The 20,911-nt window shown below is 44.6% G+C and carries 11 protein-coding genes; 8 read left to right on the forward strand and 3 right to left on the reverse strand.

Translation table 11 applies throughout. The annotated features are described in order from the left end of the window. Positions 1-70: 70 nt before the first annotated feature. Both QEP08_RS09230 and QEP08_RS09235 read right to left on the reverse strand, forming a co-directional pair. Complete coding sequence (locus QEP08_RS09230) at positions 71-2,245, reverse strand: glutamine synthetase III family protein (protein ID WP_285057432.1); 2,175 nt, start codon at positions 2,243-2,245, stop codon at positions 71-73. Then, on the reverse strand, positions 2,246-2,551 hold the full coding sequence (locus QEP08_RS09235) for a hypothetical protein (RefSeq protein ID WP_285057433.1): 306 nt from the start codon (positions 2,549-2,551) through the stop codon (positions 2,246-2,248). On the opposite strand from QEP08_RS09235, the gene QEP08_RS09240 reads away from it, so the two are divergent. The 3 genes from QEP08_RS09240 (at position 2,550) to QEP08_RS09250 (ending at position 6,125) form a co-directional block, all read left to right on the forward strand. Beyond that, on the forward strand, positions 2,550-3,890 hold the full coding sequence (locus tag QEP08_RS09240) for a sugar MFS transporter (RefSeq protein WP_285057434.1): 1,341 nt from the start codon (positions 2,550-2,552) through the stop codon (positions 3,888-3,890). The genes QEP08_RS09235 and QEP08_RS09240 overlap by 2 nt on opposite strands. 281 nt (positions 3,891-4,171) lie before the next feature. Next, complete coding sequence (locus tag QEP08_RS09245) at positions 4,172-5,191, forward strand: carbohydrate kinase family protein (RefSeq protein WP_285057435.1); 1,020 nt, start codon at positions 4,172-4,174, stop codon at positions 5,189-5,191. Positions 5,192-5,279: 88 nt separating this feature from the next. Further along, positions 5,280-6,125 carry an energy transducer TonB gene (locus tag QEP08_RS09250; protein ID WP_285057436.1) on the forward strand — a complete coding sequence of 282 codons (846 nt, stop codon included), beginning with the start codon at positions 5,280-5,282 and terminating at the stop codon, positions 6,123-6,125. A gap of 36 nt (positions 6,126-6,161) precedes the next feature. Here QEP08_RS09250 and QEP08_RS09255 read toward each other — a convergent pair whose 3' ends face one another. Beyond that, a complete protein-coding gene (locus tag QEP08_RS09255; protein WP_285057437.1) occupies positions 6,162-6,611 on the reverse strand; it encodes an SRPBCC family protein in 450 nt (149 codons plus the stop codon). Positions 6,612-6,812: 201 nt separating this feature from the next. Between QEP08_RS09255 and QEP08_RS09260 the strand changes: the two genes are divergently transcribed. The 5 genes from QEP08_RS09260 (at position 6,813) to QEP08_RS09280 (ending at position 20,895) form a co-directional block, all read left to right on the forward strand. Beyond that, complete coding sequence (locus QEP08_RS09260; protein WP_285057438.1) at positions 6,813-7,385, forward strand: RNA polymerase sigma factor; 573 nt, start codon at positions 6,813-6,815, stop codon at positions 7,383-7,385. Between the two features lie 96 nt (positions 7,386-7,481). Next, positions 7,482-8,582 (forward strand): FecR family protein, encoded by a 1,101-nt coding sequence (locus tag QEP08_RS09265; protein WP_285057439.1) that lies wholly within the window; start codon positions 7,482-7,484, stop codon positions 8,580-8,582. Further along, complete coding sequence (locus QEP08_RS09270; protein ID WP_285057440.1) at positions 8,583-10,052, forward strand: carboxypeptidase-like regulatory domain-containing protein; 1,470 nt, start codon at positions 8,583-8,585, stop codon at positions 10,050-10,052. It begins immediately after the preceding gene. 60 nt (positions 10,053-10,112) lie between these two features. Next, positions 10,113-15,419, forward strand: coding sequence for a carboxypeptidase-like regulatory domain-containing protein (locus QEP08_RS09275; protein ID WP_285057441.1), 5,307 nt, complete (start codon positions 10,113-10,115; stop codon positions 15,417-15,419). 16 nt (positions 15,420-15,435) lie between these two features. Beyond that, a complete protein-coding gene (locus tag QEP08_RS09280; RefSeq protein WP_285057442.1) occupies positions 15,436-20,895 on the forward strand; it encodes a carboxypeptidase-like regulatory domain-containing protein in 5,460 nt (1,819 codons plus the stop codon). The last annotated feature ends 16 nt before the right edge of the window (positions 20,896-20,911 follow it).

Consider the following 20,911-nt stretch of genomic DNA (forward strand, 5'->3'; position numbering starts at 1 on the left):
GATAAAAAAATAACCCCTACTAATTAAAGCAGGGGCTACAAAACTAAAAATTTGGTTATTAAAGGTTGAATTATTTCATAAACAACAATTCCCTGAATTTAGGCAATGGCCATACGCTGTCGTCAACGATCTGCTCCAGCTTGTCTGCATGGTAGCGGATGTTATCGAAATGAGATTTTACTTTCTCATCATAGCCAATCGCTTTCTCGCGGGTATCTTCAACAGCATTCACTTGCTTGCGTGCTTCAAGCATCGCGTCAACACTGTTTTTAACTATAGTCAGGTGCTCAGTCAACTTATTGATGATGCCTGTAGGGATGTCAGCACTTACGCCAAGATCTTTTAATCCCTTTGCATTTTCAATCAGAGAATTTTGGTAAGCGATAACAGCAGGAATGATCATGCTGTTGGACACTTCGCCAATAACCCTTGCTTCGATCTGAAGTTTTTTGTAATAGTTTTCCAGTAGGATCTCATGACGGGCATGAAGTTCACGTTTGCTGAATATATTTGTTTTGGTAAACAGCTCTGTAGATTTTTCACTTACATAAGCATCAAGCGCTAGCGGAGTAGTTTTGATATTGGCTAAGCCGCGTCTTTCTGCTTCATCAGCCCATTCCTGGCTATAACCATTTCCTTCAAAACGGATGTCTTTAGATTCTTTGATGTATTTTTTGATGACGGTCAATAGCGCGATGTCTTTTTTCTCGCCTTTCTTGATCAGTTTATCTACATCAACTTTGAATTTAGTCAGCTGATCAGCTACGATTGCGTTCAATACAGTCATAGGAGCAGAAGAGTTCGCAGAAGAACCTACCGCTCTCAATTCAAACTTGTTTCCAGTGAAGGCAAAAGGTGAAGTACGGTTACGGTCAGTATTGTCAAGTAGGATTTGAGGGATTTTAGGGATACCTAACCATAAAGCATTGTCTTCTTTGATTTTTTTGCTAATGCGTGAGTGCTCGATCTCATCAAGGACCTCATTCAGTTGCTGACCAAGGAAGATAGAGATGATCGCTGGAGGAGCCTCGTTTGCACCTAAACGGTGATCGTTGCTTACCGAAGCGATAGAAGCTCTCAACAAGTCTGCATGCTCGTGTACAGCTTTAACTGTGTTCACGAAGAAAGTTAAGAACATCAGGTTGTTTTTAGGCGTTTTGCCCGGAGCAAGAAGGTTTTTACCAGTGTCAGTAATCAGAGACCAGTTGTTGTGCTTACCAGAACCGTTGATGCCTGCATATGGTTTCTCGTGCAATAACACTTTGAAGTTGTGTCTCAAGGCTACTTTCTCCATCAAATCCATCAGCAATTGGTTGTGGTCGATTGCTAAGTTGATTTCTTCATAGATAGGAGCACACTCAAACTGAGAAGGAGCAACCTCATTGTGACGGGTTTTCAAAGGAATACCCAGTTTCAAAGCCTCATTTTCGAAATCTACCATATACGTGAATACACGCTCAGGAATAGAACCGAAGTAGTGGTCTTCCAGTTGCTGTCCTTTAGCAGACATGTGACCGAACAATGCGCGGCCAGTCAAAGCTAAGTCAGGACGTGCATTGTGCAACGCAAGGTCAACCAGGAAATATTCCTGCTCGATACCTAAAGATGCATTTACTTTAGTGATGCTTTTATCAAAATACTGGCAAACGTCAACAGCAGCTTTGTCCATAGCAGCAAGTGCTTTCAATAAAGGAGCTTTGTAGTCAAGCGCTTCGCCTGTGTAAGAAACAAATACAGTAGGGATACAAAGTGTTTTACCAGCTTTGCTTTCCATGATGAATGCCGGAGATGAAGGGTCCCATGCAGTGTAACCGCGGGCCTCGAAAGTATTGCGGATCCCGCCGTTAGGGAAGCTTGATGCATCAGGCTCTTGCTGAACAAGTGCACTTCCTGCAAATTTCTCAATTGCACCATCGCTGCTAGGCTCAAAGAACGCATCATGTTTTTCAGCGGTAGTTCCTGTCAAAGGCTGAAACCAGTGCGTATAGTGCGTGGCACCTTTGCCCATTGCCCAGCTTTTCATAGCTGTAGCGATCTGATTGGCATCTTCATGATTAATCAATTCGCCCTGGTCAATGGCTGACACAAGTTTCTCAAATACCTCTTTCGATAAGAAATCTTTCATCTTTTTCTTATCAAAAACATTCACGCCAAAAAACTCAGAAATTCTGTTCGACGGAGCTTTTACCTCAGGTGAAACTCTATTCTGAGCTTCTTTTAATGCAATTGTTCTTAAGCTTTTCATTTATTTGTTTAAAATTTCATCAAAAATAGAATATTTTTTAAATATTTCCCTGCAATTGTTTGTAAAAATACTAATGTCAGTAAACATTCCAAGATTTTTAAGAGTTTTTTTGCCTGTTAATGCAAATTTGTTTCCGAAAACAGACATTTTCGTGGTTTCCCTAAAATATCGAATTTCTGGTCTCAGATCGAATAATTTTACCATATTTGTTAATAAACCATAATATTTTAATCGCAATATGAGCAATAACTCAGAAAATAAAGGATATACCGTTCCTTTTATCAGCCTAACCACCTTATTTTTCATGTGGGGCTTTTTAACCTGCATGAATGATGTTTTGATCCCGCATCTCAAAGAACTCTTCCAGCTCAGCTATTTACAATCAATGCTGGTGCAATTTTGCTTTTTTGGTGCCTATTTTACAGGTTCTCTAATTTATTTTGTGATCTCTTATTTTAAAGGTGATCCGATCAACAAGATTGGTTATAAAAACGGAATGCTCCTTGGGCTCATCGTTGCAGCTATCGGTTGTTTTCTTTTTTATCCTGCCGCCCGCTACTCAGTGTACGGTTTGTTCCTGAGTGCCCTGTTCATTCTGGGCTTAGGTTTTACTTTACTGCAAATTGCAGCCAATCCTTACGTCTCTCTGCTGGGCAAACCAGAAGGTGCATCCAGCCGCCTGAACCTGGCACAGGCTTTTAATTCACTGGGTACTACCATCGCACCCATCATCGGCGGATACCTGATTTTTGAATTCTTTGCTATAGACGGCAAGATCACCGCTGCGGCTACAGAAATACCATACATTATATTTACCGGAATTTTTCTTTTACTGGCTTTTTTGCTGTTCAGAATTAAACTGCCCGATTTCAGATCTGAAGAAACCGCTGAAAAAGGCCTGGGCGCACTCCAGTTTCCCCAGCTTAAACTGGGTATCCTGGCCATATTCTTTTATGTGGGCGGTGAAGTCTGTATCGGAAGTTTCATCATCAACTTCCTGGCACTTCCGGACATTATGGGTCTTCCTGAGGCGGTTAGTAAAAATTATTTGGCCCTCTACTGGGGTGGTGCCATGATCGGAAGATTTCTGGGCTCGATATCACTGAACCAGGAATTCGCTGCCGGAAAGAAAGCCTTATATATGATTGTTACAGCTGCGGCAGTATTCCTGCTGATCTTTTTTATTGTAGACCTTAATTTCGCTCAGATATCAACGTTCCTTATATTTATAGGCATTAATCTGCTGGGCTTCTTTATTGGTAAATCTGCCCCTGCCAGAACGCTTTCTATATTTGCGCTGATCAGCGGCGGCTTAATCCTGTTTACCATTTTCTCAGACGGTGCTGCTTCTATGTGGACCATCCTCGGCGTAGGCTTGTTCAATTCCATCATGTGGTCAAACATATTTACCCTTTCTATACACGGTCTTGGAAAATATACCAGTCAGGGTTCATCGCTGCTGGTTATGGCCATCCTTGGGGGAGCCTTGCTGCCACTGGTGCAGGGTGCACTGGCAGATGCTTACGGAATCCAGCATTCCTTCTTTGTGCCTGTGTTCTGCTACCTGTACATCGCTTTCTTTGGATTTTACTGCCAGGCAAAACTGGGCCAGGTGAAAGCGGAGCAAATTGCAGGGGGGCACTAAGCCTGTCTTCCGTTAACCAAAAGACCCGGGCTAAGATTCTTCTGTATCACGATATAAGAAGGAATTAGCCCGGTTTTTTTGATTTAAACAGCAATCCGGATACTGCATGAAAAAAGTTTTTATTTCAACTTATATATACAAGTTGTTTTGTTATGTTTGAATAACCGTGCATTTTAAAAGATGAAACTGCTTGGGATTTGACTCATTTAGGTGCAGGTGCTTTTCCAAATGGCCGCGGATGGGCCTGCGCTCATTACAGTAATAAGTGAATAAAAGATTTTATGAAAAACGGAATATTGGTTGGTGGCAACTGGATAATAGACCAGGTAAAAGTTGTAGATGCTTTTCCTGAGGAAGAGAAGTTGGTTAATATTTTGATGGAATACAGCAGTAATGGAGGATCCGCCTACAACATTTTAAAGGCGCTTGTTAAACTTAAAGCTGATTTCCCGCTATATGGACTTGGCTTGGTCGGTGATGACGAAAGGGGCGCTGGCGTTATTCAGGAGTGTCTGGATATGGGTATTGACGCCACTCAGATTAAAAAACTGCAGAACGAAAACACTTCCTATACAGATGTAATGACCGTAAAGTCAACCGGGAAAAGAACTTTCTTTCATCAAAGAGGTGCAAATGCACACCTTGACAGGAAGCATTTTGATTTCTCTGGCTCAACAGCCAAAATTTTTCACCTGGGTTATCTGTTGCTGCTGGATAAACTTGATATCATAGAACCTGATGGAGAGACCGGGGCCGCAAAAGTTTTAAAAGAAGCGAAGCAAAAGGGATTGATCACATCTGCTGATATTGTAAGTGAAAAATCGAACCGCTTCAAAGATGTGATTCCCTCTTCATTGAAATATATCGATTATCTTTTTGTAAATGAATTTGAAGCCGGAATGATAGCAGGGGTCAACACGGTAACGGATGATGGCTACTTAATACCGGATAAATGTTATGAGGCGGCATCAACCATTCTGAAAATGGGCGTGAATAAATGGGTGATACTTCACTTTCCGGCAGGCACGATTGCAGTTGACCATTTGGGTAATACATTGTTCCAGCCATGCATTGACCTGCCCCCGTATAAAATTCAGGGTTCAGTAGGTGCCGGTGATGCTTTTGCTGCCGGTGTGCTATTGGGTATCCATAACGATTGGCAAATGAGAGCTTCCCTGGAACTTGGCGTTTGCGCAGCTGCGTCCAGTCTCTTTTCCGCTACTTCTTCTGATGGAATAGTCCCCGCAGATGAATGCCTTTTACTATCAGAGGTTTATGGATATAAAACTCAGTTTTATTAATAAGGCATAGGATTTTAACAACAAGCGAAGAAATTTATGGAATTCGGATACTGGTATCATCATCTGATTAAACCAATATCAGAAAACCATGCTAAACACTTCATCAAATTTGTACAGGACTGAGTGGCTCAATCTTGTATTCAAAAACAGGAACCAGTCTTATGGTGCTTACGAGCTCAGATCACAATCGGCCAGCAATACCCTGCGTGCGCTTTTTATTGCTGCACCGCTGTTTATCTTATTATTTGCCAGTCCGAAAATCTACAGTCTGATCAAAGGCGAGAGGACTGTTGACAATAGCTTGCCGACAAGCCGGATAGTGGAACTTGAAAGGCCTCCAATAGTTGAGGTTCCCAAGCCTGTAGAGAAAATAGAGCTGCCCAAATCTGAACCCATCAAGGAAAAGATCAAAATGGTCAAGCTTCCGTCAAACCCGGTAGTAGTCAATAAGCCCCTGATTGTCGAACCGCCAACCGTGGATGAAATGGAAAACGCTGTTGTAGGCCCGGTGACACAAACCGGTAAAGAAACCAATCTGACCTCGCTTCCAGCTGAAGGCGACGGCAATGGTGCAGGTCTGGGTGCTGACTCCGGATCAGGAACCGAGGAAACCATTTATGACGGAACATCCGTTGAAATCTATCCCGATTTTGAAGGCGGAATGAAAGGCTGGGAAAAATACCTGAGAAGAAACCTGAGGTATCCTTATGATGCGCAGGAACAGAACAAACAAGGAAAAGTCTATATCAGTTTCGTAGTAGAAAAAGATGGTTCTATCTCAAATGTGACACTGGTCAGAGGCGTCCACAAATCGCTGGATGAAGAAGCGGCACGCGTGATCAAAAAATCACCTAAGTGGAAACCGGGGATACAAAACGGCAGAGCCGTAAGAGTAAGGTACAATATGCCGATCTCTTTCGCACTTTCCCAATAGATTTACTGCGCTGACCACAATGCCGGAAGCCTGTTTTCAGGCATCCGGTATTTCAGGTTCTACCAGCTTGATCAGTTTTTCCAGGGACTCCTGCCAACCCAGGTAACACATTTCGGCTGGTATCACAGCAGGTATTCCTTCCTGCAATACTTTTAATTCTGTACCTACGGAAGTTTTCTGGAACCAAACTGAAGTAGTCATTATACCAGGCAGATTTGGGTCGTCAAACTTGTCTGTGTACTTTAGAAACTCATTGGGTTTTACCTCTATATATTCCCCGCCAAACGAATGGCCGTTACCGGTTGTAAAATTGTGAAACGACATTCTAAAACTACCGCCTTCTTTAACATCCATTTTGTGTACGGTACAAAGGAAACCGTAAGGAGGCAGCCACGAAGCGATAGCTGTGGTCTCGGTAAAGGCACGATATACCTTTTCAGGTGAGGCCTTAATGACTCTGTGCAATGAAACTTTGTTGTCTGACATAAAAGTAATTTTTAGTGTTGATTTATGGTTGTATTAATTTGCTTTAACAAATATGCAAGTAAAAACAGCCATTGGACAGGGGCATATACGACAATTGTAGAGCGGATTTACGACAGAGTTCCATTTTTTTGATCAGAATAAAGATTCAATATTAGGGTAAGAATTAATTTTATATCTTTATGGTAACCAAATATTCGCAGGATGCCCAGTTACAGCAGCTATAACGATCAGGAATTAATTGCACTATTTAGCTCCGGGGATGATGCTGCATTTAAGGAAATTTACCTGCGTTATGACAAGCCGCTTTACCTCTATGCCTATCATAAACTGGGCAATAAAGAGGAATCGAGAGATGTCATTCAGGATGTATTTGCCTGGATGCTCACGAACCGGAAAACTCTGAATTTTACCGGAAGTCTTGCTGGTTATTTGTACAAATCTGTGCTCAATAAGATCTATAACATCTATAAGCATAAGCAGGTGTTGAGTAAATATGCTGAGGAAGGGACTTTTTACATCGATATTGAAAGTCAGGGTACAGATTACCTCATCAGGGAAAAAGACATCTCTGCAATGATTGAAAAGACCATTGCCGAAATGCCGCCGCGAATGCGGGAAGTCTATGAGCTAAAAAGCAAAAGGTATATGTCTGCAAAGGAAATCTCTGAATATACCGGAGTCGCTGAATCTACAGTAAATACCCAGTTGAAAAGGGCCATGAAGCATTTAAAGCTGAAACTTGGCCTGCTCATTTACATTACTTACATTATTTGAGTATTTTTTTTCATCCGTTGTCCCCATTTACTATTCCTGAGTTGTCTTTGTTTATGAATGCGGAATTTATGGGTTCCGCCATACCGTAGACAAGTCATGGAAAAAGAAAACAAAGAGGAACAGACAGCAAAATACAGACTGCATTATTTTCGAAGAAAAGATGTACCCGTGCTATCAGAGGCTGAACTGGAAGCCGAGAGTGATCTGATCTACAGGTCTCTGATGAAAACACAGGCTATCCCTTCGAAAACAAGAAAGCTGTGGTATCCGGCAGTGGCGGCCGCTGCCGTACTTATTGTTGCCGGTGCCTATCTCTTTAGTTACGATTCAAAAACCAATATCAAACCCGTCACCAATTCCCGGGTCTCAAAAAAACAGTCCAATGACATAGCACCAGGTATACAAACCGCAACCCTTACCCTGGCGAATGGAGTCAAAATTGCTTTGTCTGAAGCAGCCAACGGAAAAATAGCGGAACAGAACGGCGTATCTATCTCCAAGACTGTCGACGGAAAACTGGTTTATAGTTTTGCTGGATTTAACAAAGAAATTAATACGCTCTCCACCGTATTCAATACGCTCTCGACTGTCAAAGGGCAGCAATACCAGGTAATTCTACCTGATGGATCGAAGGTCTGGCTCAATGCCGCTTCTTCCATAACTTATCCTGCAAATTTTGTTAACCTCAAAAACCGTATGGTGCAACTTAGCGGTGAGGCTTATTTTGAGGTTGCAAAAGACAAAAGTCATCCATTTATTGTTAAAACAGACCGGCAGCAGGTCGAAGTACTGGGTACGCACTTTAACGTCAACTCTTATGGTGACGAAGGTGCTACCAGAACGACACTGCTGGAAGGTTCTGTAAAAGTATTAAGTGACAAAGGACAAAAAGTATTGCTGCCCGGACAACAGTCACAGCTTGCGGAAAATACGCTGAAAGTGAGCAGTGCTGATGTAAATGAAACTGTGGCCTGGAAGAATGGGGACTTTATTTTTAACAATGAAGCGTTCGGCAGCATCCTGCGCCAGTTGTCAAGGTGGTACAATGTCGAGATCATTGACAACGGGGACCACAGTGGGCTGCACCTTAGCGGTACAATCTCCAGATCAAAAAACATGTCGACCGTACTCAAAGCACTGGAGGTCACCGGAAAGGTTAAGTTTAAAATTGAAGGAAAGACCGTAGTCGTGGAATAAATGAAGATAGCGTTGATCATTCTTTTCACGGCAATCATTTATACCGGCGCTTTTGCACAGAAAATCACGGTAAAAAAGACGGAGGTAAGGCTGCAAAATGTATTTAAAGAACTCAGAAAGCAAAGCGGTTACGATTTTCTATATAACGAGGAAATAATGAAAAATATAAAACCGGTAAGTATTGATGTGAAGAATGCAAGCATTGAGCAGGCACTGGATTCGGCTTTTTCGGACCTTCCGTTAAAATATGCTATACACGACCGGCTGGTCATGATCAGCGCAAAGGATACGATGCAGATAAACGCAAAGAAATTGAGCATTTCAGGGATGATCAAGGACCGGAAAGGGCAGCCGCTTCCAGGTGCATCGGTATATCTGAGCCATTATAAAATCGGAGTTTCAGCTGATAATAAAGGACGGTTTTTGATCGCTAACTTAAATCCCGGAAGCTATACTGTACTGGTTCAGATGATCGGGTATTTGCCCGCCAGTCAGAATGTAACGCTGTCCGTCAGATCTACAGATTTTGACCTTGTGCTGGAAGAGTCGGTGAGTGTGCTGAAGGAAGTGATTGTGCGGCCTGACCCATACAGGGCACGGCGGCTCAGGGCCTTTAAGGAAGCCTTTTTGGGGACCTCAAAGAATGCCAAAAGCTGTAGGATACTAAATGAAGATGCTCTTTTTTTTGAATATGATGCCAATAACCATACCCTGATGGCCAGTGCAAATGAATTCATTACGATAGAAAATAAGGCGCTGGGCTACCGCATACACTACCTGCTGCAGTATTTTCAAAAGGACGAGGAGACCAATTATGTGCATTATTACGGTTATCCTTACTTTGAAGAACTTGAAAAAGACTCTTTGAGAAGGAAGAGATATAATGAGAAGCGCAGGCTGGCCTATGCAGGTTCACCACAACATTTCTTTACTTCGCTGTACAGGGGCACAAGTAAGGCGGAGGGTTTCCTGATCAATAAGATGGTCAAAGCTCCTAATGCCAAAAGACCTGCGGACCCTGTGATTGACAAAAGAATTAAGCTTTTTTCTGAAAACCTGCGTAAAGGTATCAAGGTAAGGAAAGCGAAGGATTCACTGAAGTATTGGCTGAATATGAAGAAAGAGCCAGATACACTGGAGGTCCTCGTGAGAAAAGAAGTGCCTTTGGATTCACTGGTCAGCCCCAGATCAGCGCACATGAAAACAATGAGTTTTAAGGATGCGCTGTATATCGTCTATGAAAAGGAAAGGGAAACCGCAGATTTCAACAGGCACCCCGAATATAAGATCAAAAGGCCTGATGATTTGAAAAGGAAGCAGATTTCGCTGGCCTATCAGCTCGGTAAATGGGTGGGCTTTTATGAAAGCGGTGCTGTGAACAATCCGAGTTCGCTTTTATATGAGGGTGTATGGGCTTACAAAATGGTAGGTGATATGGTTCCCCTGGATTACTTAATGCCTTATAAATAAGATGCAATAATGTAATTCGCTGTCATAAAATAATTATTAACCTCTCAAAAAATAACAGTTATGAAACGTCGATTATTTGTTTTACTGTTTACTGCTGCCTCCGCTTTGCTGGCCTTTGCACCGCGTATGGAAGAACCTGTGGAAAGATTTGTAACCGCACTTCAGCGCTGGACAGACAACAATCCTCAGGAGAAAGTATACCTGCACCTGGACAAGCCCTATTATGCAGTTGGCGACACAGTTTGGTTTAAAGCTTATGTCACTGTTGGCAGCCGCCACCAGTTGTCCAAATTGAGCGGGGCGCTTTATGTAGAGCTGATCGACGAAAAGGACTCTTTGCTCAACTCGGTCAAGCTGCCACTGACCGCGGGAATGGCGATGGGTGATTTTACCCTGGGTGATGAATACAAGGCTGGTAATTTCAGGATCAGGGCCTATACCCAATGGATGCGCAATGCGGGACCGGAGTATTTCTTTGACCATACTTTCGCTGTCGGCGATCTTTTAGGCACAGAAGGCCCTGGCAATGCTACAGAAAAAAGCAGGACAAAGACCGGCCAGGCCGGAAAGGGAAATAAGTCTAATGCAGACCTTCTACCGGATTCTCTTTCCAAAAGCGATGTCCAGTTTTTTCCTGAGGGAGGCCATCTGCTCAATGGGGTTAACTCGCGCATAGGGTTCAAAGCAGTAGGGGTAAATGGACGCGGGGTTGCGGTAAAAGGCACGGTTGTAGATCACACCGGGGAGGAGGTCATCAGTTTTGAAAGTTTGCATGCCGGGATGGGCGTGTTCAACATCAGGCCGCAGGCTGGTAAGAACTATAGTGTCAGGACGACCTTTACCGATGGTTCTGTAAAAACCATTGCACTGCCCCGGGCCGCCGACCAGGGTTATACGCTGGCTGTTTTCCAGCCCAACAGGGACAGTGTTTTGGTGCGGATCAAAACGGTGTCAGGAACTTTTCAGACACCGCGATCGGTAAGCCTGGTGGCGCAGTCGGGTGGAGAGACCATTTTTGCATCGCAGGTGACGATCGCCAAAGTGATCACTTCGGTATGGATTCCCAAACGGGAATTCCCGACAGGGATTGCCCAGTTTACGATCTTTGACGGAGGGGGCGAACCTGTCAACGAACGGATCGCTTTTATCAAGAGCAATGACGGTATGGAGCTGCATGTCAGCTCTGCTAAAAAGATTTACAAGAGCCGGGAAAAGGTCACTATTGACCTGGAGTCCATTAACAGGTTTGGTGACGCCGTTCCGGGCAACTTTTCGGTGTCGGTGGTCGATGAAAGCAAGGTTCCTTTTGAGGAGGCAAATGAAAACACCATATTGTCCAGCTTGCTCCTTAGCTCGGATATCAAAGGCTATATCGAACAGCCCAACTATTATTTTACAAACGATACTTATGAGGTAAATAAGGCCCTGGACAACCTGATGCTGACGCAGGGTTACCGGCGCTTTGCCTGGCAAGAAATAACCAGCACAACTTCTGCAAACAAACCATTGTATAAAGCAGAGTCTCTCGGCACAGAAATATCCGGCAGGGTCCTTACCCTGTCGGGTACGCCTGTGGTTAATGGGGAAGTTACGCTGATGTCGCTGTCACCTGGGTTTATTGAAAAGACAAAGACAGACGCGGATGGCCGGTTTGCCTATAAGCCGATTGTGCTGGCAGACAGCCTGAAATTTGCCGTGCAGGGCCGTACTGCGAAGAACGGAAAGAAGACAGAAGTTATTCTGGATGAGGTTTCAGAGCAGAAAATAACTCCAAACAAAAACAGATCGGGTTTAAGCAAAGACATTTTGCCGGATATGACGGCGTACCTGGAAAACAGTAAGAAACAGGATGAGCTTTTGGCAAGGACCGGTGGACTGAACAGGGTGAACAGATTGAAAGAAGTACACATCAGGGCCACCAAAACACCTTTTGGAAGCACGATCAGGGAGAGCCAGGCGGACCAGGTGTTCAGACCTAAAAAAGGGCTGCCATGCCGAACGCTTAAAGAGTGTATCGAGGAAATGGACAACAACAGGAGTGTGAATTTTGTATTCGCAGCAGGTGGCTGGATACCATTGACAAAAGACGGCAAGGCATATACAGTAATGGCGGATGGTTTCATGCTTGATTCCGGAGATTACGACAATCTTTTAATGAGTGATGGCTCAAATATCGATAAGATCTACTTTTCATTCATTAGCAGGGGTGTCAGTTTCAGACTGGCAGGGGGGCGTGACGTAAAGTACGTGATGGCCATTTATACCAAATCTGGCAATTACCGGTCGAAATATACCCCTGGTATTGCCAATATTAAACCCAAAGGATTCAACAAGGCCAGGGAATTTTATTCATCGCGTTACGACAGGTCAGCTTTAAGCAATCAGCTACCTGATTTACGGTCCACCATTTACTGGAATCCTAAGGTCAAGACTTTTGCAAGCGGCCGGGCAAGCTTCAGCTTTTTCAATGCTGATGGTCCTGGAAATTATAAGGTCATAGTTGAAGGAATTAATGCGGCCGGTGAGCTGGCCAGGCAAGTGTACAGGTATGAGGTCGAAGGCGGCACACAGGCACAGTTGCCCGATGTGCCCGTCTCCAAAAATAATGATCTGGTAAAGGCCATTCAGGGGATGCAGCAAAGAATGCCTGCAGAGAAACTTTATGTGCATACAGACAAGTCTTATTATAACCTTGGAGACACCATTTGGTTTAAGGCTTATCTTTTTGATGCCGCAACACTTACCGCATCCAAAAGAAGCGGTTTGCTGTATGTCGAATTGAACAGTGATACAGCGGAATCGGTGAGAAAGATCAGTATTCCGATAAAAGAAGGGACTGGCTATGCGCAGATTGGATTGAGCAGGAAGGTATTCCGGGAGGGTGGCTATACATTGAGGGCCTACACCAACTGGATGCAGAATTTTGGAGATGATTATTTCTTTACCAAAAGGTTTTACCTGGGCGTACCAAGTGATGACAGCTGGCTGGTTAGGTCAGCCTCTAAGATTGGGAAGTCGAAAGAAAAAGAGTATTTGCAAACGGAACTTTTTCTAAGTAATCAGGATCAGTCACCTGCTGGTCTTAGAGACGTGGAGGTGCGACTGCTTGAGGGCGACAGGCTGAGGTATAAAGAAGTAATGCGAACCGGCGCTGACGGAAAACTGAACCTGGGTTATGAATTGAAGGAAAAAGCAGACGGGCGTAACATAAGACTGGAGATCATCACCATAAATAACAGTGATGGCAGGCAACGCCTGATCGTGCCGCTGAATGTGAGAAGGAACCAGAATATTGATCTGCAGTTCCTGCCGGAAGGCGGTAAATTGGTAGCAGGGTTAAAATCAACTGTCGGCATTAAGGCGCTTGGTGAAGACGGAAAAGGCATGTCTGTTTCAGGAGCACTTTTTGACAGCAAAAACAACCAGGTTGCTGCTTTTTCCAGTCTTTATAAAGGAATGGGCTCGTTTGAATTTATACCCGGACCCGGCGAAACCTATACTGCAAGGTTAACAGTGCCGAAGGATACAGAAAAGACATTTAAGCTACCGTCGGCCGCTGCGTCAGGGACTGTATTGGCGGTGGTCAATCCAGAGCGGAACGACTCTCTTATAGTAAATGTACAGGCTTCCCCGGGAATAAACCTTTCCGCAGATCAAGGGTATCTAATAGGCACTTCAAGAGGCATTGTCACCTACGCGCAACAACTTGACGGGGATATTAATAAATACAAGATTGCGAAAAGCCTCTTTCCAGCTGGAATTACACGATTTACTGTTTTTATCAATAAAATTCCGGTTAATGAACGTATTGTGTTTATTGATCAGCCAGAGCCCCTCAGGATAACAGTTAGTACAGAGCGGGCACATTATCATAAAAGAGAAAAGGTTGACATGGAAATATTCGTGAAAGACAAAAACGGCCTTCCTGTGAAAGGAAGTTTCTCGGTAGCGGTAACGGACAGCAGCCAGGTGAATGCAGATACGCTGGGCAATTACGGAATTTCAGCGAGCCTGCTATTGAACGCCGACCTTAAAGGAGACGTGGAAAATCCGGGATATTACCTCCGAAGACGCGATACACAAAGCTGGTACGCACTTGACAATCTCATGCTTACTCAGGGTTGGACCGGTTATGACTGGAAGGATGCGTTTGCAGAACCCAGGAAACCTGAGTTTGAGGGCAATCCCTATTTCCGCCTTAAAGGCACTGTAGTAAATGCATGGAATAAACCGGTGCGGGGTGCTCAAATGTTGATTTCTTCACAAAAACCCACCTTCATCGCACAGAGCCTCACGGATACGGCCGGACGCTATGTTTTTGAAAACCTGCCCCGGATAGATTCAGGTTCATTTTTCATCCAGGCACGTACACCAAAAGGGAGGTCCATGAACTTTGGGGCAGTCTCGGTAGATAAATTTAAAGCAATGCCTGTGCCGGAGAACTTCAGGGACCAGATGGAGCCCTGGTATGTCAATAGCGATGAAACACAGTTGAATTATGTAAGAAATATGGCCGGCGTGGAAAGAAGGGAGTTGAAGTTGACCGGAAACCTGTTAAAAGAAGTGAAGATCAATTCTCAGAAGACCATCAGGGGCTCTTATCGCAAAGGGGGATCAGATATCGTATTTGATGAGGCCGATATCAAGGCGGCGGAAGTAATGGATCTTTATGAATTACTCAGGCAAAAATTACCTGGGTTCAAGGTGATTATGAAGGATGGGTTTCCGGCTGTAATGTTCAATAATTTTTATGTCAAGATTAGTATTGATGGAAACGGTCTTCCTTTCGAACTGCCGCCTTTTCCTTCAACTGAGGAGGTAATTTCGGAAATGAAGAGGTATCAAGTCGCATCATTTATTGGGGTACAGGTCATTTATACCAGAAAATATACGAACTCCTATTTTATGAATTCACCAGTACAAGGGGTAAGGGCGAGAGCAGAAGGTTACCAGGGCAATGTAAACTTTAACACGCCGGGCGGTCAAAGTTATACAGACTGGAGATTGGATATAGTAAGAGGCGATGGAGACCGGGCTGTGATTGAAATCACTACCCGGAATAAAAGTGGCTGGATCAGAAACAACAGACCGGATTTTGCTACTTACAGGCCTTTACCGGTAACTTATCCTAAGGATTTTTATAGTCCAAAGTATGCTACCGCTGCCAGAGATAATGTCGCACCCGATTACCGTTCCACGATCTTCTGGAAGCCGGATGTGATCACCGATGCTGGCGGAAAGGCAAGGTTTAGTTTTTATACCTCAGATGTTACCGGAAATTATACGATAAACCTGCAGGGAAGTGATATGGATGGCAATATAGGCAGTACAGCTTCTAGTGTTAAGGTTGTTGATCAGGCTCCGTAACCACAAATCTATTTTTATGAAACGCTCCTCATTAATTTTAATATTGACGCTGATGCTGACCCTGCTGGCATTTGCACCACGGGTTGAAGAACCTGTTGAAAGATTTGTAACCGCGCTGCATCGCTGGATGGATAATAATCCCCAGGAAAAAGTGTACCTGCATATGGATAAACCTTATTATGCAGTAGGCGATACAGTTTGGTTTAAAGCTTATGTAACTGTCGGGAGCCGTCACCAGTTGTCCAAACTGAGCGGGGCACTGCATGTAGAACTGATCAATGAAAAGGATTCCCTGATGCATGCTGTAAAACTCCCACTAACGGCCGGTATGGCCATGGGTGATTTTACCCTGGGTGATGAATATAAGGCTGGCAATTTCCGGATCAGGGCCTATACGCAATGGATGAGGAACGCGGGTGAGGAGTATTTTTACGACCATACTTTTGCGGTCGGCGATCCTTTGAGTATCGACGGACAAGGTGATGGCAAGGATAAAGATAAATCAGATAAAAAAGCCAGAAGCCAGAAGAAGACAGACCCTTCCACGGATTCACTTTCCAAAAGCGATGTCCAGTTTTTCCCCGAAGGCGGAACCCTGCTCTATGCCATCAACTCCCGCATCGGCTTTAAGGCAGTAGGGGTAAATGGACGCGGAGTTGCCGTAAAAGGTAAGGTTGTAGACGAAGCCGGAGAGGAAATCACCAGTTTTGAGAGTTTGCATGCAGGCATGGGCGTGTTCAACATCAGGCCGCAGGCCGGTAAGACCTACAGTGCCAGACTGACCTTTGCGGATGGTTCGGCAAAAACAATCGCCCTGCCCCATGTTGCGGACCAGGGTTATGTGCTTTCTGTATATCAGCCCAACAAGGACAGTATCCTGGTCAGGATCAAGGGCATGCCCGGGCAGTTCCAGGCACCAAGGTCAGTAAACCTGGTTGCCCAGTCCGGTGGCGAAACCATTTTTGCGTCACCGGTAGAGATCGTAAAAGTGATGAACTCTATCTGGATACCAAAACGCGACTTCCCTACCGGTATAGCCCAGTTCACGGTTTTTGACGGACGAGGCGAGCCTGTCAATGAAAGGATCGCTTTTATCAAGAGCAATGACGGTATGGAGCTGCATGTCAGCTCCGCTAAAAAGACCTATAAGAGCCGGGAAAAGGTCACTATAGACCTGGAGTCTGTCAACCGTTTTGGCGAAGCTGTTCCCGGCAATTTCTCGGTCTCAGTGGTCGATGAAAGCAAGGTGCCTTTTGAGGAGGCCAATGAAAGCACAATGTTGTCAAACCTCCTTTTGAGCTCGGATATCAAAGGGTATATCGAGCAGCCAAATTATTATTTTACTGACGATACTTATGAAGTAAACAAGGCACTGGACAACCTGATGCTGACGCAGGGTTACCGCCGGTTTGCCTGGAAAGAAATACTCAGCACAACTCCTGCAAACAAACCATTGTACAAAGCAGAGTCTCTCGGCACAGAAATATCCGGCAGGGTTCTTAGCCTGTCGGGTACACCTGTGGTCAATGGTACGGTAACCGTGATGTCGCTGACACCGGGATTTCTGGAACAGACAAAGACGGACGCGGATGGCCGGTTTAAATTCGAACCGATCATGCTGGCAGACAGTCTTAGGTTTGCGGTGCAGGCAGTAACCGCTAAAAAAAGCAAAAAAGTTGAGGTGATTCTGGACAGTATACCCAGACAAGTGATCGGTAAAAACTGGAACATACCCGGTTTTAATGAAAATATTGCCGAAAGCTTTAATATATACCTGCAAAATAGTAAAAAGCAGGATGAACTCTTGGTCAGGACAGGCAGGCAAAGCCGTACCAACAGGTTGAAAGAGGTTAGGATCACAGCGAGAAAACTGGCCAAATCTGAAATGACTTCACAGGGTATTTTCCAGATCCCGGAGGACCATGCCGACTTTACCTACATGATGAAAGACGAAAACTGTGCTAACCTGGGACTCTGTCTCCAGGGGAGGCTTGGTTCGGTCAGCTTCAGGCCTTATCCTGAAACCCAGCCAGAAGTTCTAAACATGCCCATGTATAGAAATGCACCCATGCAGGTATTTTTAGATGGCAGAAGGCAGGATTCGCTTATGGAAATCAGCCAGTTATTTGATCAAAACAGTGTTGATCCAAAAGACATCATTAAGATAGATGTAGTGACCACAAATATGGCACTGATGCAGTTGTTTAGTATACCTGTCAAAGGTTTATCCACACCTACTCCCGGATTGTTCATTTATACACGGAAAAAACGCACACCAAGGTACAATCCAAACGTCGTCAATATCAAACCCAAAGGTTTTAACAAGGCCCGCGAATTTTATTCGCCCCGTTATGACCGGCCAGACGTCAGCCATCAGCTGCCTGACATGCGTTCTACCGTTTACTGGAACCCCAAGATCAAAACATTTGCCAGCGGACGGGCCAGTTTCAGTTTCTTTAATGCAGACGGTCCCGGTACTTATAAAGTGACTGTCGAAGGTATCAATGCAGCAGGGGAACTTGCAAGGCAGGTATACCGGTATGAGGTCGAAGCAGGCCCGCAGGCGCAGATCCCCGTTGAGGAGACGGGCAATACCACCGAAATTGTAAAAGCCATGAAGGCGCTGCAGGAAAGAATGCCGGCAGAAAAACTTTATGTGCATACTGATAAACCTTATTACAATCTGGGCGATACGATCTGGTTTAAAGCTTATCTTTTTGATGCAGCTACACTTGCCGCTTCGAAACGCAGCGGATTGCTATATGTGGAGCTGAATGACGATACTGCGGAAGCCGTCAGGCGGATCAGCATCCCGATAAAAGAGGGTGTGGGCTATGCCCAAATTCCATTGGTTCCAAAGATATTTCATGAAGGCGGCTATACCATGCGTGCCTATACCAACTGGATGCAGAATTTTGGCAGCGATTATTTCTTTACCAAACGGCTTTATCTTGGTGTGCCCACACAGGACACCTGGCTGGTCAGGTCAAGTTCAAAGATGACCAGAGTGACAGATAAAGATGAACTGCAGACAGAGGTTTCACTGACCCGCTCTGACCAGTCGGCTGTGGGCCTGCGTGATGTCGAGGTGAAAATTATGGATGGAAACAAGCAATTGTACAAAGAGAACCTGCGCACCAGTGCAGACGGCAGGCTTGTGGTTAATAATCAAATCAACCGGAAAGCAGATGGACGCAACATCAGAATGGAAATCCGGAACCTCAGTAAGAACGATGGCAACCAGCGCCTGCTCATTCCGCTAAACATCATTAGAGACCAGAACATAGATCTCCAGTTCTTGCCCGAAGGCGGAAATCTGGTTGCAGGGTTGAAATCAACAATCGGGTTTAAGGCTGTTGGTGAAGATGGCCGGGGAATTCATGTAACCGGAACGATCTATGACGGTAAAAACAATTCCGCAGGCGAGTTTTCAAGTCTGTACAATGGGATGGGATCGTTTGAGTTTACGCCAAAATCAGGGGAAAGCTATTTTGCAAAACTGACGCAGCCCGCCGGTCTGGATAAGGTATTTAATCTGCCAGCGGTTAAACGTGAGGGTATCATTTTACATGTTGTCAATGAGGAGCAAAAAGATTCACTGGACCTGAATATTTCTTCGACCAGCGATGTCACAAATAGCAAGAGTACGTATTATCTTACTGCTATCTCAAGAGGCGTTGTCACCTACGCGCAGATCATCGACCTTCAGCAGACAAAGCTGAAGATTCCAAAAAACAGGTTTCCATCAGGCATTACCAGATTTACTTTGTTAAGAGATAAAACTCCTTTGAACGAACGGTTGGTGTTCATTGATCACCAAGAAGGCCTTCAAATTACCCTGAAAACGGATAAGCTGGCTTATTATAAAAGAGATAGCGTTAACCTGGTTTTGGAGGTCAAAGACAAGGACGGCAATCCTGTAAGTGGGAACTTTTCAATAGCGGTTACAGACGACAGCCAGGTCAAACCGGATACAGCCGGCAGCCACGGGATGACTTCGGCTTTACTGATCAGTTCAGAACTAAAAGGGACCATTGAAACTCCGGGGTATTATCTGAACAAAAATAACAAGCAACGCTGGCGGGCTCTAGATCACCTGCTGCTCACACAAGGATGGAGAGGTTACGACTGGAAGGATGCATTTGCCGCACCAAAGCCAGTTGAATTTGCTGCGGAGACACACTTCAGGCTTTCAGGTTCGGTCACTAATATTTTAAAGAAACCCGTCGCCGGGGCTCAAATGCTGATCTCTTCACAAAAACCTTTTTTCATCACCAGCACCATAACTGATGACAAGGGGAGATATGTCTTTGAAAATCTGCCCCAGATAGACTCAGGTGCCTTTTTCATCCAGGCAAGGACACCTAAGGGCAAAACCATGAATTTTGGTGAGGTGACTGTCGACAAGTCCAAGGCCGCCACAGTGCCCGAAAGTTTTCGCGACCAGGTACTTCCATGGTATGTGAATACCGATGTTGCCCAGCTCAATTACGTGAAGCGCGTTGTTGCCAAAGCTCAGGAAAATAGTCTGAGACAATCAGGGATCACATTAAAAGAAGTGAAAATTACAACCAAAAAGGTCATCAAAGGTTCTTATAACCGGAACATCTCAAAGGGCGCCGACCTCATATTTGATGAACAGGACATTAAAGAATCCGGCGTTTTGGACCTGTATCATTTGTTGAAACAGAAAGTTCCTGGTTTAAATGTGGTGATGGAGGATGGTCTGGCGACACTGAAATTGAACAATTATCTGGTAGTCATTGAGATAGATGGTGGCGGCCTCCCGGTAAGAATGAACGGCAATCCTGCTGTTAAAGAACTGATTGAAGAATTAAGTGAATTTAAGATTGAAGGCTTTTTAGGAATGGAAGTCATGTACAGCCGGAAATATACAGGCAATTACGCGAGACAAGGTAGCGTTGATACTTACAAATCGAAATACATCATTGCATCGGAAGTAGCGCTCCGCTCAGGATCACAGTATGTTTTAGACCCAGAAACGTTTATACAATTACAAGACAAATACGGGAATCCCGTTCCCTTATACACAGTCCAGCCATTTTATAGAATTAACCATGTACAGTCGGCAGGATACCTGGAGCTCCGCGCAAATGTACTCACCAATAGATTAAGGGAGATTGCAGTGATTGGGATCACCACAAAAGGCGGGCGCGGCTGGTATAAGAACAACAATCCGGATGTAGCTATATACAGGCCATTGCCGCTCATGTATCCGCAGGAGTTCTACAGTCCGAAGTATACGGTCAGCGAAAAGGATAATGCCGAACGGGATTACCGTTCAACCGTTTACTGGAAACCAGATGTTATTACCGATGCCACCGGTAAGGCCAAATTGAGTTTTTATACTTCAGATATTACGGGAAATTATACGATTAACCTGCAAGGAAGTAATATGGATGGTCTGATCGGCAGTGCAGATGCTACCATTAAAGTCGGGCAAAAAGTGCAATAATTAATATATTAGGGTT

The sequence above is a fragment of the Pedobacter ginsengisoli genome, from assembly GCF_030244015.1.
GTDB classification, from domain to species: Bacteria; Bacteroidota; Bacteroidia; order Sphingobacteriales; family Sphingobacteriaceae; genus Pedobacter; species Pedobacter ginsengisoli.

Bases quoted from the DNA above. Each gene is read 5' to 3' on its own strand.
- QEP08_RS09230 (WP_285057432.1), bottom strand. From the start codon at position 2,245: ATGAAAAGCTTAAGAACAATTGCATTAAAAGAAGCTCAGAATAGAGTT.
- QEP08_RS09240 (WP_285057434.1), top strand. From the start codon at position 2,550: ATGTGGGGCTTTTTAACCTGCATGAATGATGTTTTGATCCCGCATCTC.
- QEP08_RS09235 (WP_285057433.1), bottom strand. From the start codon at position 2,551: ATGAAAAATAAGGTGGTTAGGCTGATAAAAGGAACGGTATATCCTTTA.
- QEP08_RS09245 (WP_285057435.1), top strand. From the start codon at position 4,172: ATGAAAAACGGAATATTGGTTGGTGGCAACTGGATAATAGACCAGGTA.
- QEP08_RS09250 (WP_285057436.1), top strand. From the start codon at position 5,280: ATGCTAAACACTTCATCAAATTTGTACAGGACTGAGTGGCTCAATCTT.
- QEP08_RS09255 (WP_285057437.1), bottom strand. From the start codon at position 6,611: ATGTCAGACAACAAAGTTTCATTGCACAGAGTCATTAAGGCCTCACCT.
- QEP08_RS09260 (WP_285057438.1), top strand. From the start codon at position 6,813: ATGCCCAGTTACAGCAGCTATAACGATCAGGAATTAATTGCACTATTT.
- QEP08_RS09265 (WP_285057439.1), top strand. From the start codon at position 7,482: ATGGAAAAAGAAAACAAAGAGGAACAGACAGCAAAATACAGACTGCAT.
- QEP08_RS09270 (WP_285057440.1), top strand. From the start codon at position 8,583: ATGAAGATAGCGTTGATCATTCTTTTCACGGCAATCATTTATACCGGC.
- QEP08_RS09275 (WP_285057441.1), top strand. From the start codon at position 10,113: ATGAAACGTCGATTATTTGTTTTACTGTTTACTGCTGCCTCCGCTTTG.
- QEP08_RS09280 (WP_285057442.1), top strand. From the start codon at position 15,436: ATGAAACGCTCCTCATTAATTTTAATATTGACGCTGATGCTGACCCTG.